Source organism: Stenotrophomonas sp. ESTM1D_MKCIP4_1, from assembly GCF_003086895.1.
Taxonomy (GTDB): Bacteria; Pseudomonadota; Gammaproteobacteria; order Xanthomonadales; family Xanthomonadaceae; genus Stenotrophomonas.
In genome coordinates, this window is sequence record NZ_CP026004.1 from 692,211 (window position 1) to 707,617 (window position 15,407).

At 66.8% G+C, this 15,407-nt stretch carries 17 protein-coding genes and 1 riboswitch; of the genes, 12 read left to right on the forward strand and 5 right to left on the reverse strand.

All coding sequences use genetic code 11. The features are described from left to right. The first annotated feature begins 313 nt into the window (after positions 1-313). From C1924_RS03075 to ribD, 6 genes are all read left to right on the forward strand, one after another. Positions 314-1,807, forward strand: a complete 1,494-nt coding sequence (locus C1924_RS03075; RefSeq protein ID WP_108764031.1) for a hypothetical protein — start codon at positions 314-316, stop codon at positions 1,805-1,807. 131 nt (positions 1,808-1,938) lie between these two features. Further along, positions 1,939-3,192, forward strand: coding sequence for a serine hydroxymethyltransferase (gene glyA, locus C1924_RS03080; protein ID WP_108764032.1), 1,254 nt, complete (start codon positions 1,939-1,941; stop codon positions 3,190-3,192). 121 nt (positions 3,193-3,313) lie between these two features. Further along, positions 3,314-3,775, forward strand: coding sequence for a hypothetical protein (locus C1924_RS03085; protein WP_108764033.1), 462 nt, complete (start codon positions 3,314-3,316; stop codon positions 3,773-3,775). After that, a complete protein-coding gene (locus C1924_RS03090) occupies positions 3,768-4,202 on the forward strand; it encodes a hypothetical protein (protein WP_108764034.1) in 435 nt (144 codons plus the stop codon). The genes C1924_RS03085 and C1924_RS03090 overlap by 8 nt, the downstream gene beginning before the upstream one ends. 95 nt (positions 4,203-4,297) lie before the next feature. Then, a complete protein-coding gene (gene nrdR, locus C1924_RS03095; RefSeq protein WP_108764035.1) occupies positions 4,298-4,819 on the forward strand; it encodes a transcriptional regulator NrdR in 522 nt (173 codons plus the stop codon). A 123-nt stretch (positions 4,820-4,942) separates the two neighbouring features. Continuing rightward, positions 4,943-6,028 (forward strand): bifunctional diaminohydroxyphosphoribosylaminopyrimidine deaminase/5-amino-6-(5-phosphoribosylamino)uracil reductase RibD, encoded by a 1,086-nt coding sequence (ribD, locus tag C1924_RS03100; RefSeq protein WP_108764036.1) that lies wholly within the window; start codon positions 4,943-4,945, stop codon positions 6,026-6,028. A 76-nt stretch (positions 6,029-6,104) separates the two neighbouring features. Here the strand turns inward: ribD and C1924_RS03105 are convergent, their stop codons facing one another. Together C1924_RS03105 and C1924_RS03110 are read right to left on the reverse strand one after the other, a co-directional pair. Next, positions 6,105-6,983 (reverse strand): hypothetical protein, encoded by an 879-nt coding sequence (locus C1924_RS03105; RefSeq protein WP_108764037.1) that lies wholly within the window; start codon positions 6,981-6,983, stop codon positions 6,105-6,107. A 139-nt stretch (positions 6,984-7,122) separates the two neighbouring features. Next, on the reverse strand, positions 7,123-7,749 hold the full coding sequence (locus C1924_RS03110) for a hypothetical protein (protein WP_108764038.1): 627 nt from the start codon (positions 7,747-7,749) through the stop codon (positions 7,123-7,125). Between the two features lie 333 nt (positions 7,750-8,082). Beyond that, positions 8,083-8,227, forward strand: a riboswitch (FMN riboswitch). A gap of 77 nt (positions 8,228-8,304) precedes the next feature. Here C1924_RS03110 and C1924_RS03115 point away from each other — a divergent pair. The 5 genes from C1924_RS03115 (at position 8,305) to thiL (ending at position 12,424) form a co-directional block, all read left to right on the forward strand. Then, the gene (locus tag C1924_RS03115) at positions 8,305-8,931 is read left to right on the forward strand and encodes a riboflavin synthase (protein ID WP_108764039.1); all 627 of its coding nucleotides are present in this window, start codon (positions 8,305-8,307) and stop codon (positions 8,929-8,931) included. Next, a complete protein-coding gene (ribB, locus tag C1924_RS03120; RefSeq protein WP_108764040.1) occupies positions 8,928-10,028 on the forward strand; it encodes a 3,4-dihydroxy-2-butanone-4-phosphate synthase in 1,101 nt (366 codons plus the stop codon). The genes C1924_RS03115 and ribB overlap by 4 nt, the downstream gene beginning before the upstream one ends. Positions 10,029-10,185: 157 nt before the next feature. Continuing rightward, complete coding sequence (gene ribH / locus C1924_RS03125) at positions 10,186-10,653, forward strand: 6,7-dimethyl-8-ribityllumazine synthase (RefSeq protein ID WP_010481977.1); 468 nt, start codon at positions 10,186-10,188, stop codon at positions 10,651-10,653. Continuing rightward, positions 10,650-11,129, forward strand: a complete 480-nt coding sequence (gene nusB, locus C1924_RS03130) for a transcription antitermination factor NusB (RefSeq protein ID WP_108752162.1) — start codon at positions 10,650-10,652, stop codon at positions 11,127-11,129. Before ribH ends, nusB begins: the two co-directional genes overlap by 4 nt. 338 nt (positions 11,130-11,467) lie before the next feature. Further along, positions 11,468-12,424, forward strand: coding sequence for a thiamine-phosphate kinase (gene thiL, locus C1924_RS03135; protein ID WP_254051257.1), 957 nt, complete (start codon positions 11,468-11,470; stop codon positions 12,422-12,424). Positions 12,425-12,525: 101 nt separating this feature from the next. On the opposite strand, the gene C1924_RS03140 is transcribed toward thiL, so the two are convergent. Genes C1924_RS03140 through C1924_RS03150 form a run of 3 tightly spaced genes read right to left on the reverse strand, consistent with a single transcriptional unit; the run spans position 12,526 to position 14,232 of the window. After that, a complete protein-coding gene (locus C1924_RS03140) occupies positions 12,526-12,897 on the reverse strand; it encodes a DUF805 domain-containing protein (protein ID WP_108764042.1) in 372 nt (123 codons plus the stop codon). A gap of 44 nt (positions 12,898-12,941) precedes the next feature. Then, the gene (locus C1924_RS03145) at positions 12,942-13,661 is read right to left on the reverse strand and encodes a molecular chaperone (protein WP_108764043.1); all 720 of its coding nucleotides are present in this window, start codon (positions 13,659-13,661) and stop codon (positions 12,942-12,944) included. 58 nt (positions 13,662-13,719) lie between these two features. Beyond that, positions 13,720-14,232 carry a fimbrial protein gene (locus C1924_RS03150; RefSeq protein ID WP_108764044.1) on the reverse strand — a complete coding sequence of 171 codons (513 nt, stop codon included), beginning with the start codon at positions 14,230-14,232 and terminating at the stop codon, positions 13,720-13,722. Positions 14,233-14,517: 285 nt separating this feature from the next. Here C1924_RS03150 and C1924_RS20510 point away from each other — a divergent pair, with 285 nt between their 5' ends. Then, positions 14,518-15,405 carry a fimbrial protein gene (locus C1924_RS20510; protein WP_254051206.1) on the forward strand — a complete coding sequence of 296 codons (888 nt, stop codon included), beginning with the start codon at positions 14,518-14,520 and terminating at the stop codon, positions 15,403-15,405. Positions 15,406-15,407 lie beyond the last annotated feature (2 nt).

Below are 15,407 nucleotides of genomic sequence, written 5' to 3' on the forward strand. Positions count from 1 at the left end.
GGGATCGGATCCCTTTCCATGGGAAAGGGCTCTGACCCCAATCCGCAGCCGACCACCGGGGTCGGATCCCTTTCCATGGGAAAGGGCTCTGACCCCAGGCAGTACCCGGCATCCTGTCGCGACCACCCTTTATCGGCGCAGGCACAACGCCACCGCCTTCACGATTGCAACGATTCCTAATCCGTCGCAATCCCCGCCGCATCAACGCATTCGCCGCATCGCCGGTTCCGCATCTGCATCCGGCGCCTCGGCCGCGCGTATCCCGCGCCTTCTGCCCGCTACGGTCAGGGCTCCTTTCCACAGGAGTTCTGCCGTGTTGTTCCAAATTTCCCGTCGCCGCAAGTCCGCGTTCGCCGCGCTGCTGCTCGGCGCCGCTTCTGCCCTGCCAGGCACCGCGCTGGCGCAATCCTTCGTCCGCATCGACACCATCACCCCCACGCGTTTCTCGATGATGGACGGCACGTTGCAAGGCACGATCAGCGGCTACGCCGATGCGCCGTCTGCGGTCAATCTGTTCGTGGACCCGGGCCACGGTGCCATCGGCGGCTGGAAGGTCTCACCCGGGCGCTTCACTCCGGGCGACTTCCGCTTTCCGCTCACGATGAGCCTGCATTCGATCGAGCGTAACGGGCAGCCGAATTTCTTCATCTCTCCGTCCGAGGATGGCACCCATCTTCCCAGCCCGAAGGTGGTCTACGCCAAGCGCATCGAACTGCCAGCGCCGGCCATCACCTCGGCCACCAGTGGCCGGCGCAGCGTCACACTGCATGGCACCGCGCTGCCGGGTGCGCACGTTGAACTGACCGTGGCGGGTCAGTCGCAGCGGGTCGCCAGCAGCGGGCCGACCGGCGACTGGTCGCACACCTTCAGCGAGGTACCCGGTGGCACCCATCTGGCCACCGCACGCGTGGTCGACACCCTCAACACCTTCCCGGCGTCGGCGTGGGTGTCCCGCGAAGTGCAGGCCGAGGGGGACATTCTCCGGCCCCTGGCCATCACCGCGCCGGCGCCGGGTTTCCCGGTTGATCGCAAGCTGGTCGCGCGCGGCGTCGCCACCCCGGAGCGCGGGCCGGTACGGGTCAGCGTGGGCGGCGGGGCCGTGGTCGAAGCCACGGTGAATCCCTCCAACCATGCCTGGACCGCCTACGTGCAGAGTCCGGTGCATGGCACGGTGGTGCTGCAGGCCTCGCTTCCCGGCACCGGCGAGCAGGTGCGCCAGAACGTCCAGGTTGCGCCGTTCGGGGCGTTGCGCGCCGAGCGGTTGGTGCTGCATGTGCTGCCGGGGCAGACCCGGTTGTTCACCGACGGAACGGTCGCGCCGGACAGCCCCGATCTGCAGGTGCAGTACCTTGCGCAGGACCGCAGCTGGAGGGCGCTGACGTCCATCGACGAAGCCGGCAACTGGGACTACCGGGGGGCCGTGCCGCAGGACATGGCCCTTGCCAGTGGCGAGGTGGATGGTGACCGCTACGCCCAGCTCGCCTGGCTCACGTTGCCTAGTCTGGGCTCCGGTTTGGGCGATGCCGTGGCCGTGCCGCTGCTGCGCGCCGGCCCTGAGCTGACGTCGCCGTTGACCGTGACCCCGACCACCACCCTGCAGGGCATCGACCCCAGTGGCATTACCGGTGCCGTGGTACTGACCCTGCCGGACGGGCGCACGCCGTCCGCCCAGCCCGATTCCGACGGGCGGTGGTCGATACCGGTCACCGGCCTGCCGGCGGGCCGGTTGAGCATCGAGCTGCGCAAGGTGGAATGGCCCGGCATCCCGGTCGAAACCTCCCGGTATGTGCTGGAGGTGCGGCCCTGAGGCTGGGTCCTGGCGGGCAGGCCGGCACGGGGCAGGAGCGCCCTGTGCCGGCCGTCGGGGCGCCCGCCCGGGCGTCCGTCGGGCTTACAATGGCGGGCCTGCTGTACCTCTTACCCAGCCTGGAGTAACCGATGTTCCCGCGTGACGTCCGCATCGAAACCTACGATCCCGAACTGGCCAAGGCCATTGCTGCCGAAACCCAGCGCCAGGAAGACCACGTCGAGCTGATCGCCAGCGAGAACTACACCAGCCCGGCGGTGATGGAAGCCCAGGGCAGCCAGCTGACCAACAAGTACGCCGAAGGCTATCCGGGCAAGCGCTACTACGGCGGCTGCGAATACGTGGACATCGCCGAGCAGCTGGCCATCGACCGCCTGAAGCAGCTGTTCGGTGCCGATTACGCCAACGTGCAGCCGCACAGCGGCTCGCAGGCCAACCAGGCCGTGTACTTCGCCCTGCTGCAGCCGGGCGACACCATCCTCGGCATGAGCCTGGCCCACGGCGGCCACCTCACCCACGGTGCCAAGGTGAATGCGTCGGGCAAGCTGTTCAACGCCGTGCAGTACGGCGTCAACGACCAGGGCCTGATCGACTATGACGAAGTCGAGCGCCTGGCCCTGGAACACAAGCCGAAGATGGTCGTGGCCGGGTTCTCCGCCTACTCGCAGGTCATCGACTGGGCGCGCTTCCGCGCCATCGCCGACAAGGTCGGTGCGTACCTGTTCGTGGACATGGCCCACGTAGCCGGCCTGGTGGCCGCTGGCGTCTACCCGAGCCCGCTGGAACACGCCCACGTGGTCACCTCGACCACCCACAAGACCCTGCGCGGTCCGCGCGGCGGCATCATCGTCGCCAAGGGCGCCGACGAAGACCTGGTCAAGAAGCTGCAGTCGGTGGTGTTCCCGGGCATCCAGGGCGGCCCGCTGATGCACGTCATCGCCGCCAAGGCCGTGGCCTTCAAGGAAGCGCTGGAGCCGGGCTTCACCGCCTACCAGCAGCAGGTGGTGAAGAACGCCCAGGCGATGGCCAACACGCTGATCGCGCGCGGCTACAAGATCGTTTCCGGTGGCACCCAGAACCACCTGATGCTGGTGGACATGATCGGCAAGGACGTGTCCGGCAAGGACGCGGAGGCCGCGCTGGGCAAGGCCCACATCACCGTCAACAAGAACTCGGTGCCGAACGACCCGCGTTCGCCGTTCGTGACCTCGGGCCTGCGCCTGGGTACCCCGGCGGTGACCACCCGCGGCTATGTCGAACAGGACTGTGTCGACCTGGCCAACTGGATCGCCGACGTGCTGGACGCACCGAACGATGACGCCGTCATCGCCCGCGTGCGCGATGCCGTCAGCGCGCAATGCCGCAAGTACCCGGTCTACGGCTGATTGAAGCAGGGTCAGATCCCTTTCCGAAAGGAAAGGGATCTGCCCCCACCCAGGACCGCGCAGGGTCGGATCCCTTTCCCACAGGAAAGGGCTTTGACCCACACACCAGGAAACGACGCACATGGATGAGCGCCGCCTCAAATATCTCTACACCGCGCTGGCCGTGGTATTCGGCCTGCCTGGCCTGTTGACCGGCGGCATGGGTGCCTGCATGGCAGTGGTCATGGGTGTACTGGGCCTGGCCTCCATGGACCCTGACAAGCTGGGCTTCGCCGCAGCCATGTTCGCGTGGGGAATGCTTGCCCTTGCCGGCCTGCTGGCCTGGGTCGCCCTTAGCATCATCTGGCTGCGCGATGGCAGTGGCGGTCTGCGCGCCGCCTCACCGCGTTGGTGGTGGCTGCTGGGCTTGGGCATGCTGGCGTGCCTGCCCATGCTCGCGATGGCGCTGTACTACTTCCTCGAACTGGGCATCAGCGTCCTGACCGGGCTTCTGGCTGGGCCGCCTGTGCTGGTACCTGCCGGCATGCTGATGTTGCTGCGGCTGCGCGCTCTTGGGTCCGCGCAGGAAACGGGCCTTGGATGAGCGCCTGCACAAACGCCTTCTCCTCGCGCAGGCCCTGCTGTTCGGCCTGCCGGGCGTGCTGCTGGGCGGCGCCGTGGCACTGGCGGCGGTTCACGTGGGCCTGGCAAAGGAAACCCGCCTGTTGAACCAGATCCTGCTGGTGGGCTGGGGGACCGCCGGGGTACTGGGCATCGTTGCCTGGTTGCGCCTCGGCAGTGATGTCCTGCTGCGTGGCCGGGCCGGCCTGCACATGGCCGGCTGGGTCTGGTGGATCCTGCTGCTGCTGGGGGCCCTGGCAGCCATGCCCGCCGTTGTACTGGGTGTAGTGGTCGGGCTGACCGAGCGCGCGGAAGGTTTTGCCCTGCTGCTGTTTGGCCCGCCACTGCTGCTGCCGGCCGCGCATCTGGCCTGGCTGCGCTGGCGGTACCCCGTTGCCCAAGCGGCCTGAGCACCGGCCCCATTTGCTGGAAAAGCCCTTCTCAGGTACCGTTGCGACGCTGCCATGACGATGGCCAGCCGGTCTTCCCCTGAGCCAGGCGTTCCATGTACTGCCCCTTCTGCCAACATGCCGATACCCGGGTCATCGACTCGCGCGTTTCCGAAGACGGCGCGACGATCCGCCGTCGGCGTGAGTGCGAGGCCTGCAACGAGCGCTTCAGCACCCTGGAAACGGTCGAACTGAAGCTGCCGGCCATCGTCAAGAGCGATGGCACCCGCGAGGCTTTCGACCAGCGCAAGGTACGCGCCGGTTTCGACCGCGCGCTGCAGAAGCGCGCGGTGCCCGAGGAAAAGATCGAAGCGGCCGTGCGCGCCGTGGTCCACCAGCTGCGCATCAGCGGCGAACGCGAAGTGCCGTCCATCAAGGTCGGTGAGTTCGTGATGAATGAACTGCGCAAGCTCGACCACGTCGGCTATGTGCGCTTCGCATCGGTCTACCGCAGCTTCGAGGACGTCGCCGATTTCCGCGAGGAGATCGAGAAGCTCGAGCGCGAGCTGCCATCCAGCAACGGACAGCTGCAGCTGCTGGGCGATGTCATCGCCCTGACGAAGAAAAAGAAGGGCTGACAGCCTCCATCCACGCATGGCGTGGATCTACTTCGCCCCGGTAAATGCCAACCTTGGTTGGCGCCGCTGCCCGGGTGCATGCCAACCGTTGGTTGGCACTGATGGCGGCGTTAACATGGCCGCATGAGCACTCCGTTCACCGTCCTTGACCACCTGCACATGGCCAACGCACTGCGTCTGGCCGAACGTGCCGCCTACACCACCCGCCCCAATCCCATGGTCGGCTGCGTGATCGCCCATGGCGAACGCGTGGTCGGGCAGGGCTGGCACCAGCGTGCCGGGGGCCCCCACGCCGAAGTCTTCGCCCTGCGCGACGCCGGCAGCGAAGCGCGTGGCGCCACCGCCTACGTCACCCTTGAGCCCTGCGCACATTACGGGCGAACGCCCCCGTGTGCGCTGGCGTTGATCGAGGCCGGTGTAGCGCGCGTGGTCGCGGCGATGCGCGATCCCTTCCCGAAGGTCGATGGCGGCGGTTTCGACCTGCTGCGCAACGCTGGCATCGAAGTGGCCGAAGGCCTGATGGCCGCGCAGGCGCGCGAGCTCAACAAGGGCTTCCTGTCGCGCGTGGAGCGTAACCGTCCCTGGCTGCGGGTGAAGCTGGCCGCCAGCCTGGACGGGCGCACCGCGATGGCCGATGGCAGTTCCAAGTGGATTACCGGCGCGGCCGCACGCGAAGACGTGCAGCACTGGCGCGCGCGTGCCGGCGCCATCCTCACCGGGGCGGGCACCGTGCTGGCCGATGACCCGATGCTGACCGTGCGCCTGGACAACACCGAGGTGCTGCCACCGCTGCGCGTGGTGCTGGATGCGCGCCTGCGTTCGCTGGAATGCAGCCGCGTGCGCGAGGGCGGGGCACCCACCCTTTACCTGCACGATGCAGCGGTCAGCGCGCCGGATGCGGCCGACGCCGAATTCGCCAGCGTGCCGAGCGTCGACGGCCGGCTCGATCTGGGCGCGGTGCTGGCACTGCTGGCCGAGCGGGGCATCAACGAAGTGCATACCGAAGCCGGTGCCACCCTGGCCGGCGCATTGCTGCGTGGTGGCTGGGCCGATGAGCTGCTGCTCTATCAGGCACCCACGCTGCTGGGTGATCGCGGCCGCCCGCTGCTGGCCGGCCTCGGCATCGAAGCGATGGACCAGCAGCGCCGCCTGCGCGTGATCGACCAGCGCCAAGTGGGTGACGACCTTCGCCTGCTGCTGCGCGCGTGATGCGGTGAAGGCCATCCACGCATGGCATGGATCTACCGTGCTCTGGTAGACGCCAACCTTGGTTGGCGCCGTGGCATTACACGCACTCTTCGGTCCACATCATCTGCGCGATCGGGCGCAGGGCCTTGCACTCCTGCGTCATCTCATCGGCCGACAGCACCTGCGCCTTGGCCTTCAGTTCCTCGGCCATCGCGTCCACGCCGCTGATCTGTTCCGGGGCGATCTTCGCCACGCAGCTGCGGTGCTGCTGCAACAACAGGTCGCAGCCCGGCACGCCAGTCACCTTCGGGGCGCTGGCTGCTTCGGCCTCTTCCATCCACACCTGGAACGGGGCGAGCGCTTCCAGCACCGGGGTCACCAGCGCATCGAAGCTGCCGCTGAACCAGTACGCCTGGTCCGCACCGGAGTACAGCGTCTGGCTGCCCTTCACCGTGCGCTGCGTGCCGCGTTCCAGCGCCTGCGTGTAAGCCTCGATGAAACGGGTGCGGCTGGCCGGCTCGTCACTGGTCATGCTGGCGGCGAACAGCGGACGCACGCTGTCCAGGTTGGCCACCTGGCATGTGAAGTCGACCGTGGCGATCTTCTGGTCGTCCACGTACTCGTTGTCTTCGATGGTGCTGCCGGTGGCGCGGCAGGCAGATGCCTTCAGCACCCTGGCGTACAGCGCTTCGGTGGCGGCCGCGTCGACCTTGCCACCCACACTGGCCTGCAGCGCCATCCACGGTTCGGCCAGTGCCTTGGCCAGCGCGCCGGGCGTGGGCGTCACCGCGTCGTTGCCATCGTGGGCGCTGCGCAGGGCATCGTTGAGCGTGCGCGCGGCAGCGGCATCGTCTTCAATCAGCACGCGTGCGTACAGGTCCAGGGTCTGTTCGGGCGTCAGCGCCGGTGCGGCGGTGGCGAACACGGGGGCACACAGCAGGGCGCTGGCGAGCAGGGTGCGCAGAGGAGTCTTCATGACGGTGTTCCATTTCCAGTGGGATGGTGCAAAGCCGCGCAAGCCTAGCCCATTCCCGCATGCGCATGGAATCGCAGCTGCTGAAAAAAAAACGGGCCCCTTGCGGGGCCCGTTCGATTACACGACGAGGATCGAGCAATCAGAAGCTGGCGCGTACGCCGGCCGAGAACTGGGTGACATCGCGGTAGCCGGAGATCTCGCCTACCAGACCCCAGGTCCGGGTGAAGTTGATCTGGCCGCCGAGGGTACCGACCCAGGTGCCTTCAAAGTTGTTGCCGCCATCCATGTAACCGGCCTTGATCCAGGCTTCGGTCATGGCCGAGGGCTTGCCACGCAGGCCCATGGTGGCGCGCACCAGGTTGGTGTGGTCCTTGTTGCGCAGGCGAACGTTGTAGATGTCCGAATCCACGGTGATTTCCGCCTGCTGGCGCACCCAGGCGATATCGGCGGTGTAATCCACGCGATCGCTGAAGGGCATGTGGTAGCCGATGCCCAGCTCCGGCTGGTTCAGTTCCAGCTTGTAGCGGCCGTAGTCGTAGTTGTACGACTTGCTGGCGTAGTTCCAGGCGCCGAACACGTGGACCTGTTCGGCCAGGGCGAACGAGCCGCGCACGTAGCCACCGTCCAGCTTGGGGTCGTCCAGAAGGTCATCGTCGGTCTGGAACTGGGTCCAGCCACCTTCCACATAGGTGTAGCTGAGGCCGTCGGCCAAGGCCGAGAACGGAGCGGCGGCCAGCAGTGCGGCCACGATCAGGATCTTGCGCATGGGAATTCCTGTGAATTTCAGTCCATTGGCGGGCCACCCTCTCGGCAGTCCGTGGCGACCTCATGTCGACCGGGATCCGAGTTTAATGAAACTTTTACAGATTGCGAGCGACGGGCGTCACAGGTGGCGGCCGGTTCAGCTGGGGGTCGGATCTGTCTGCCCCCTGCAGCGGCCAGGCGGGGTCAGAGCCCTTTCCTGTGGAAAGGGATCCGACCCCAGGCCCAGGCAGCAGGAGGGGTCGGATCCGTTTGCCCAAGGCAAACGGCTCTGACCCCAGGCATCACCCCGTTCAGCCCGGGCTGGTACACTGCACGGGCCGGTTCGCCGGTACACAAACGTCTTCAGGGCGGGGTGCGATTCCCCACCGGCGGTAGGTGCGTACGCACGAGCCCGCGAGCGCCCCGGCCATCGGTCGGGGGTCAGCAGATCCGGTCCAATGCCGGAGCCGACGGTATAGTCCGGATGAAAGAAGACGGTGCTACAGGGCCTTCGAGGCCCTGCGCCCGCCTGTTTGCCTTGCGGCGTTTTTCGCTCACTTTCCGCGGAGAACGTTTCTTGTTTACTGGAATCATCGAAGGCGTCGGCCGTCTGGCCGCTCGCGAAGCCATCGGCGGCGATGTCCGCTTCACCTTCAACGTCGGCAGCCTGCCGTTCGACCACGTGCAGATGGGCGAGAGCATCGCCATCAACGGCGTCTGCCTCACCGTCATCGCGTTCGACGCGACCAGCTTCCAGGCCGATACCTCCACCGAAACGCTGGGGCTGACCACGCTGGGCCAGCTGGCCGAAGGCGCGGTCATCAATCTGGAGCGTGCCATGCGCCCGACCGATCGCCTTGGTGGCCATCTGGTCAGCGGCCATGTCGATGGCCTCGGCCAGGTGCTGTCCATCCATGAAGACGCGCGCGCCCAGCGCTGGCGCTTTGCCGCCCCGGCCGCCCTGCGCCGCTACATCGCCAAGAAGGGCTCGATCTGCGTGGACGGTGTCAGCCTGACCGTCAACGAAGTGGACGGCGAAGGCTTCGAGGTCGCCCTCATTCCGCACACCGTGGCCAACACCGCCTTTTCTGTAACCGGCGTGGGCAGCGCGGTGAACCTGGAGATCGACCTGGTGGCCCGTTATGTAGAGCGTTTGATCGGTGTGCCGAGCAACGGTCAGCACGCACAGGGAGATGCCGCATGAATTTCGCCCCCATTCCGGAGATCCTGGAAGACATCCGCCAGGGCCGCATGGTCGTCATCGTCGATGACGAGGACCGCGAGAACGAAGGCGACCTGATCATGGCCGCCGAGCTGGTCAAGCCGTCGGACATCAACTTCATGGTCACCCACGGTCGTGGCCTGGTGTGCCTGCCGCTCACCCGTACCCGTGCGGCCGATCTGGGTCTGGCGCCGATGGTGCAGGCCAATACCGCGCAGTTCCAGACCAACTTCACCGTCAGCATCGAAGCGGCCGAAGGCGTGACCACCGGCATTTCCGCCCATGACCGCGCCCACACCATCCGCACTGCGGTGAAGCCCAATGCCAAGCCGGCCGACCTGCACCAGCCGGGCCACATCTTCCCGCTGATCGCCCAGCCGGGCGGCGTGCTCACCCGCGCCGGCCACACCGAAGCGGGCGTCGATCTGGCCATGCTGGCCGGCCTGGAACCGGCCGGTGTGCTGGTGGAGATCCTCAACCCCGATGGCAGCATGGCGCGCCGCCCGGAACTGGAAGTGTTCGCGCGCGAGCACGGCCTGAAGATGGGCTCCATCGCCGATCTGATCGCTTACCGCCTGGCCACCGAAAAGACCGTCGAGCGCGTGGACGAGCGCGAGATCGACACCGAGTTCGGCCCGTTCAAGCTGGTGACCTACCGCGACCGCATCGCCCACGACCTGCATTTCGCCCTCGTGCGCGGCACCCCGGTGGCGGACACCCCGACCCTGGTGCGCGTGCAGGTGGAAAACCCGCTGGCCGACCTGCTGCACTGGCGTCGCGATGATTTCGGCGTGGCCGCCACCGATGCCCTGCGCGCGATTGCCGCCGAAGGGGCGGGCGTGATGGTGGTGCTGCAGGCCCCGCGCGACGGCGAGGCCCTGCTGGCCCGCCTGCGCCAGCAGCCGGCGCCGGTGGTGCCGGGCAAGGACAAGGACGTGAGCCAGTGGCGCCGTAATGGTGCCGGCTCGCAGATCCTGTCCGACCTGGGCCTGGGCAAGCTGCGCGTGCTGGGCACCCCCCGCCGCCAGGTGGGTCTGGCCGGCTACGGCCTGGAAGTGGTGGAGACGGTGACCCTGTAATCGTCTCCCGATGGGGTCGGATCCCGCACCGCGGGCTCCGACCCTGGTAGCGCCGGGCCATGCCCGGCGGACATCCCGCGGCCCCTGGCAGGTGCCGACCGTTGGTCGGCACACCATGCGGTAGAATCACCCCCTTATCGAACCCCCCAAGCCGCATATGAGCCACTACGAAGGCGATCTTCGCACCCCCGAGTCGGCGCGCTTTGCCATCCTGGCCAGCCGCTGGAACGCCCGCATCACCGATACCCTGGTTGCTGGCGCCCGCCAGAGCCTGGCTGGCAACGGCATCACCGAAGCCAACATCGACGTGATCCGCGTGCCGGGTGCCTGGGAGCTGCCGCTGGTTGCCGCGCGCCTGGCCGCCGCCCATGAACACGCCGCCATCCTCACCCTGGGCTGCGTCATCCGTGGCGACACCCGCCACTACGAACACGTGGCCGATCGCTGCGCCGAAGGCCTGATGCGCGTGCAGCTGGATTTCGGCGTGCCGGTGCTGAACGGCGTGCTGGCGGTCGAACGCGTTGAAGACGCCGAGGCCCGCGCAGGCGGCAGCCACGGCAACAAGGGCGAGGAAGTCGCACTCGCCGCACTGGAAATGGTCAATCTGCTGGAGCAACTGCCATGAACAAGAACACCCAGGGCAAGCCCTCCGGTAAACCCGTCCGCCGCGATGGCATCGACCCGGTGCTGCGTTCGCGCGCCCGTCGCCGTGCCGTGCAGGCTCTGTACGCCTGGCAGATCTCCGGTGGCAACGCCCAGTCGCTGATCGCCCAGTTCGCCCACGAGCAGGCCCGCGAAATTGCCGATCTGGCGTATTTCGAAGCGCTGGTGCATGGCGTGCTGGATAACCGCCGCGACATCGACGAAGCCCTCGCCCCGTACCTGGACCGTGGCATCGAAGAAGTGGACGCCATTGAACGCGCCGTGCTGCGCCTGGCCGGCTACGAACTGCGCTACCGCCTGGACGTGCCGTACCGCGTGGTCATCAATGAAGCCATCGAATCGGCCAAGCGTTTCGGCTCCGAGCATGGCCACACCTACGTCAACGGCGTGCTGGATCGCGCCGCCGTGGAATGGCGCAAGGTCGAATCGGGTCACTGACCCGGTTCCGCGTCTGGCGGATGCCAACCTTGGTTGGCACGGCTGGATGCTCGCGTGATCGTCGAAATATGGGGAAACCCGCTTTGGTCGTCGAAACGTGGGGGAAACCCGCCGGGATCGTCGAAACATGCGGGAACCCGCTTTGGTAGAGTCGACTGTTAGTCGACTGCCTTTCGATCAGCGATCAAGACGTCGGACGGAAGAGCAGTCGACTAACAGTCGACTCTACCCAGTCGGTTCCAGTCGGCTGGGCCCCGCCAAGTTCATTTCATCGGCACGACCCGCCCGCATTCGCGCCCGCCGCCCATCCATGCACCCCGCCGGAGCGCCTCATGTCCCTGGCCGAATTCGCCCTCATCGACCGTATCCGCGCCCGCACAAGCGAGCGCGATGACATTCCGCTCGGCATCGGCGACGACGCCGCGCTGCTGCAGCCGCGCGCCAATGAACAACTGGTCGTCACCGCCGATACGCTCAACAGCGGCGTGCATTTCCCGGCGGAAACGCCCGCCTTTGATATCGGCTGGAAGACGCTGGCCGTCAACCTGTCCGACCTGGCCGCGATGGGTGCACGCCCGGCGTGGTGCACGCTGGCGCTGTCGCTGCCCGATACCAGCGAAGACTGGATTGACGCCTTTGCCGATGGCTTCTTCGCCCTGGCTGACCAGCACGATATCGCGCTGATCGGCGGCGACACCACGCGTGGCCCGCTGTCGCTGACCGTGACCGCGATGGGCCAGGTCTCGCGCGGCCAGGCCCTGCGCCGCGACCGCGCGCAGGTGGGTGATGACATCTGGGTAAGCGGGACGCTGGGCGATGCTGCCGGTGCGCTGCGCCTGTGGCAGAAGGGCGCCTTGAAGGTGTCCGCCGCCACGTTGCTGCCTGACTACGAGACGCTGCGCCTGCGCCTGCTGCGGCCGACGCCACGCGTCACCCTGGGCCTGCGCCTTCGCGCCTTCGCCCACGCCGCGGTGGATGTGTCCGATGGTCTGCTGGCCGACCTGGGCCACATCGCCGCACGCAGTGGTGTAGCCGCACAAGTGGACACCGACAGCCTGCCGATCTCACCGGAACTGCGCACCCTGCTGGGCCGCGAAGACGCACGCGACTGCGCGCTGCGCGGCGGCGATGATTACGAGCTGTGCTTCACCGCGGCGGCCGACCAGCGCGATGCGCTGCTGTATCTGTCCGATTCGTTGAACCTGCCGCTGACCCGCATAGGGCGCATCACCGAAGGGCAGGGCGTGCAGGTGGATGGCGAATCCGCCAGCGGCGGTTACCAGCACTTCGCCTGACCAAAGAGAACGCCGGGCATCGCCCGGCGTTTTTGTGTTGCCCTGGTAGATGCCAACCTTGGTTGGCACGCATGATCCATTCGGGGCGTAACCGGCCGCGATCAATCGCGCGGTGCGGACACACCGAAACGATTGCCGCCCGGGGTGCTGGGCAGTACCAGGAACACCAACAGCACCAGGCTCACGATGGGGACGACGCCCAGCAGCAGCCACCAGCCCGATCGGTCCGTGTCGTGCAGGCGGCGCACGGTGGCGGCAAGCATTGGCAGTGCAATGGTCAGCCAGATCAGCACGCTCAGGCCGGTCGATGCCAGCGCCAATGCCTGCGAATCGGCGTAACCGGCAATGAAGCCCAGCACGTACGACGGGATCGAGACGATCAGGATGAACAGCTGGAACCACCAGAATTCGCTGCGGCTCGCGCGCCCGCTGAACTGTGCGTAGCGGGTAAGGGGCGTAATCATCTTTTTCATGCTGGGTAGTTCTTCTTGAACGACTCAATGCGTCGCGTCTGGAGTCAGCGATCGACGGTCGCGTCGGCATCGCGCGGCGAGCCGTAGTCATCCAGCCACTGGAATTTCAGCGTCGCCGGCAGCGCTGTACCGGCAGGCAGCGGCAGGTTCACCTGCGCACCGGGGGCAATCATGTCCACGTCCACCTTGCTGCCGTCGGGGAGCGACAGCGTGCTCAGCGTCACGTGATAGGCGCTGGGGTTGCTCACCTGCAAGCTGCCCGCCCGCGCCCGCCACTGCAGTTGGCCAGCCGCATCGCGGGCACTGCCTGGCAGGCCGGCCGGTCGATGGAACAGCTTCACCCGCGTGCGCACGGCGAACTGCAGCAGGTTCTTGTCCGCCGCGTCCCTGGGCTTTGGCGGGATATCCAGCAGATTGAAATAGAACACCGATTCGCGATCAGCGGGTAGCGGTGCTTCACCAGGACGCGGCGCGTACGTGATGCGGAATGCCTGCCCCTGGTGCGCCTGCAGCAGGCGCGGCTCGGCCGGGGTCAGCCGGAACGGGGTGCGCACGTGTTCCGGCCGGGCCGCGCTGTCGCCGTTGTCGATCCAGACCTGCACCATCGCCGCCTGTTCGCCGCGGTTGCTGGCCTGCACGGTCACGTCGCGGCCCTTGCCGGCATCGTGCACGATGCGCGTGCCTTGGAGGGTCACGGCGGCGTGCGCGGGCAGCGGTAGTGCGCCCGCCAGTGCGGCGACGCATGCGATTGCTCGAAAGTTCATGGCTTGATTCTTGTGCATGCCGTTGCCGGCCGTGTCAGGGCCGGCAACGGGCAGGGTCTTACTTGTAGACAACCACGAAGTCGCCCGACGCATTGGCCGTGCCGGCAGTGGCATTCTGGGCCGGCGAGGCATACCAGGCGCTGTAGTCAAGCTGGCCGCTGCCGGCAGCGGGGATGGTCACCCACTGCAGCGGGTCTTCGCCGATCTTCTGGTGATTGCCGGCGACGTCATACAGGGCCACGCCCACGTTGGTGGCGCTGGAACCGGTGTTGAGCGCGAGGTTGCCGGTGGCGCCATCCGGCGCACCGCCAAAACGCACGCCCACGTCCTGATCGGCGCCCGAGCCGGAACAGTCCAGCAGGATGCTGAAGTTCTTCTGGCCAGCGCGGGTGTTGGCGTTGATCGAGGTCAACTCGACCTTGCCCATCGCCACGGTGATGGTGCCGGCGGCGGCCTGCACGGCGCAGGTGGTGGGCATGATTTCGCCGGTGATTTCCAGCTTTTCAGCAGAGGCGGCCGGCGCGACAGCGACCAGCAGGCAGGCGCCCAGGGCGCGTATGAAGTTCGTCATGGGATTCTCTCGGTGGAGCGGAAAGGAAACGCCGACGAACGCCTTGCGCCCGGTCAGCAGCGCGCAGTCTCCCTGCCCACGAAGAGGGTGCCAATGAAACTAGTTGCAAATTGCGTTCATGGCCCGGCGATTGCAACTAATCGGATGGGATTGGAGATGCGGTGTTCCTAGACTGCGCGCTCTCTGGTTCCTGTGTGGCTCGACATGCGCCTGTGCTCTCGCTCATCCATTTCCGTATTCAGCGTTGTACTGCTGATGCCATGCCCTGCGTTGGCCTGCACATCCGTGATCGCGTCTCAGACCATCGACGGGACCGTCACGGTGGCCAATGCGGATCCCACCGGAAAACGCCTCGCCTCCATTCCCTGGCAGGGCAGCGCATTTCCTTTCGGCGGCTGTTCGGGGCGCCAGCCCATCGAAATCGACCTGGCGGTAACCGGCCTGACCTATGTCCAGGACGTTCAGATGAGCGGGCGGACCTATGCTGCGTATGCAATGGGGCCGACCTCGCCGTTGTTCGTGTTCCAGCACACGTCGGGCTACGCGGGCGGAGACGTCAACACCATACCGCTCAGCTTGGGACGCAACGTGGATCCCAACGGCACACGGCCCACGGCGGACGCTTATCGATCCCTGGTGACGGTCTACGTCGTTTCACGCGGCGGCGTGATGACGTCCGTTCCCTACACGCTCATCGGTAGTGCCACGACCTGGCCGCAGAATTTTCCCGCCATCAGGCGCACGGTGCCGATCAGCCTTGGCGTGGACATGATGGCCCCGGCATGCACGCTGTCCGATACCAGTGCGGTGCTCGACGTGATCAGTGCGGACGCGCTGGCCGGGGCCGGCGGTACCGCCGGTGAGAAGCCGGTCGTGGTGGTCATGCGCTGCCCGGGCCCCGGCGTCACAGTCGACCTGTCATTGGCCGATGCCAATGATCCTGCAGCTACCGGCAGTGCGCTGCGGCCCACGGCGGATTCGGATGCCTCAGGGGTCCGGATCGAGCTGCTGCGCGGCGGGCAGCCCGTGCAGTTCGGGCAGCGCTGGGGCCACGGGCAGTCCATCGGCGGCACCGAAGACCTGGAGTTCACTGCACGTTACCTGCGTACCGGTCCGGACGTTGTGCCGGGTGACATCAAGGGTGAGGCGGTGCTCACCGCGGATTACCGCTGATG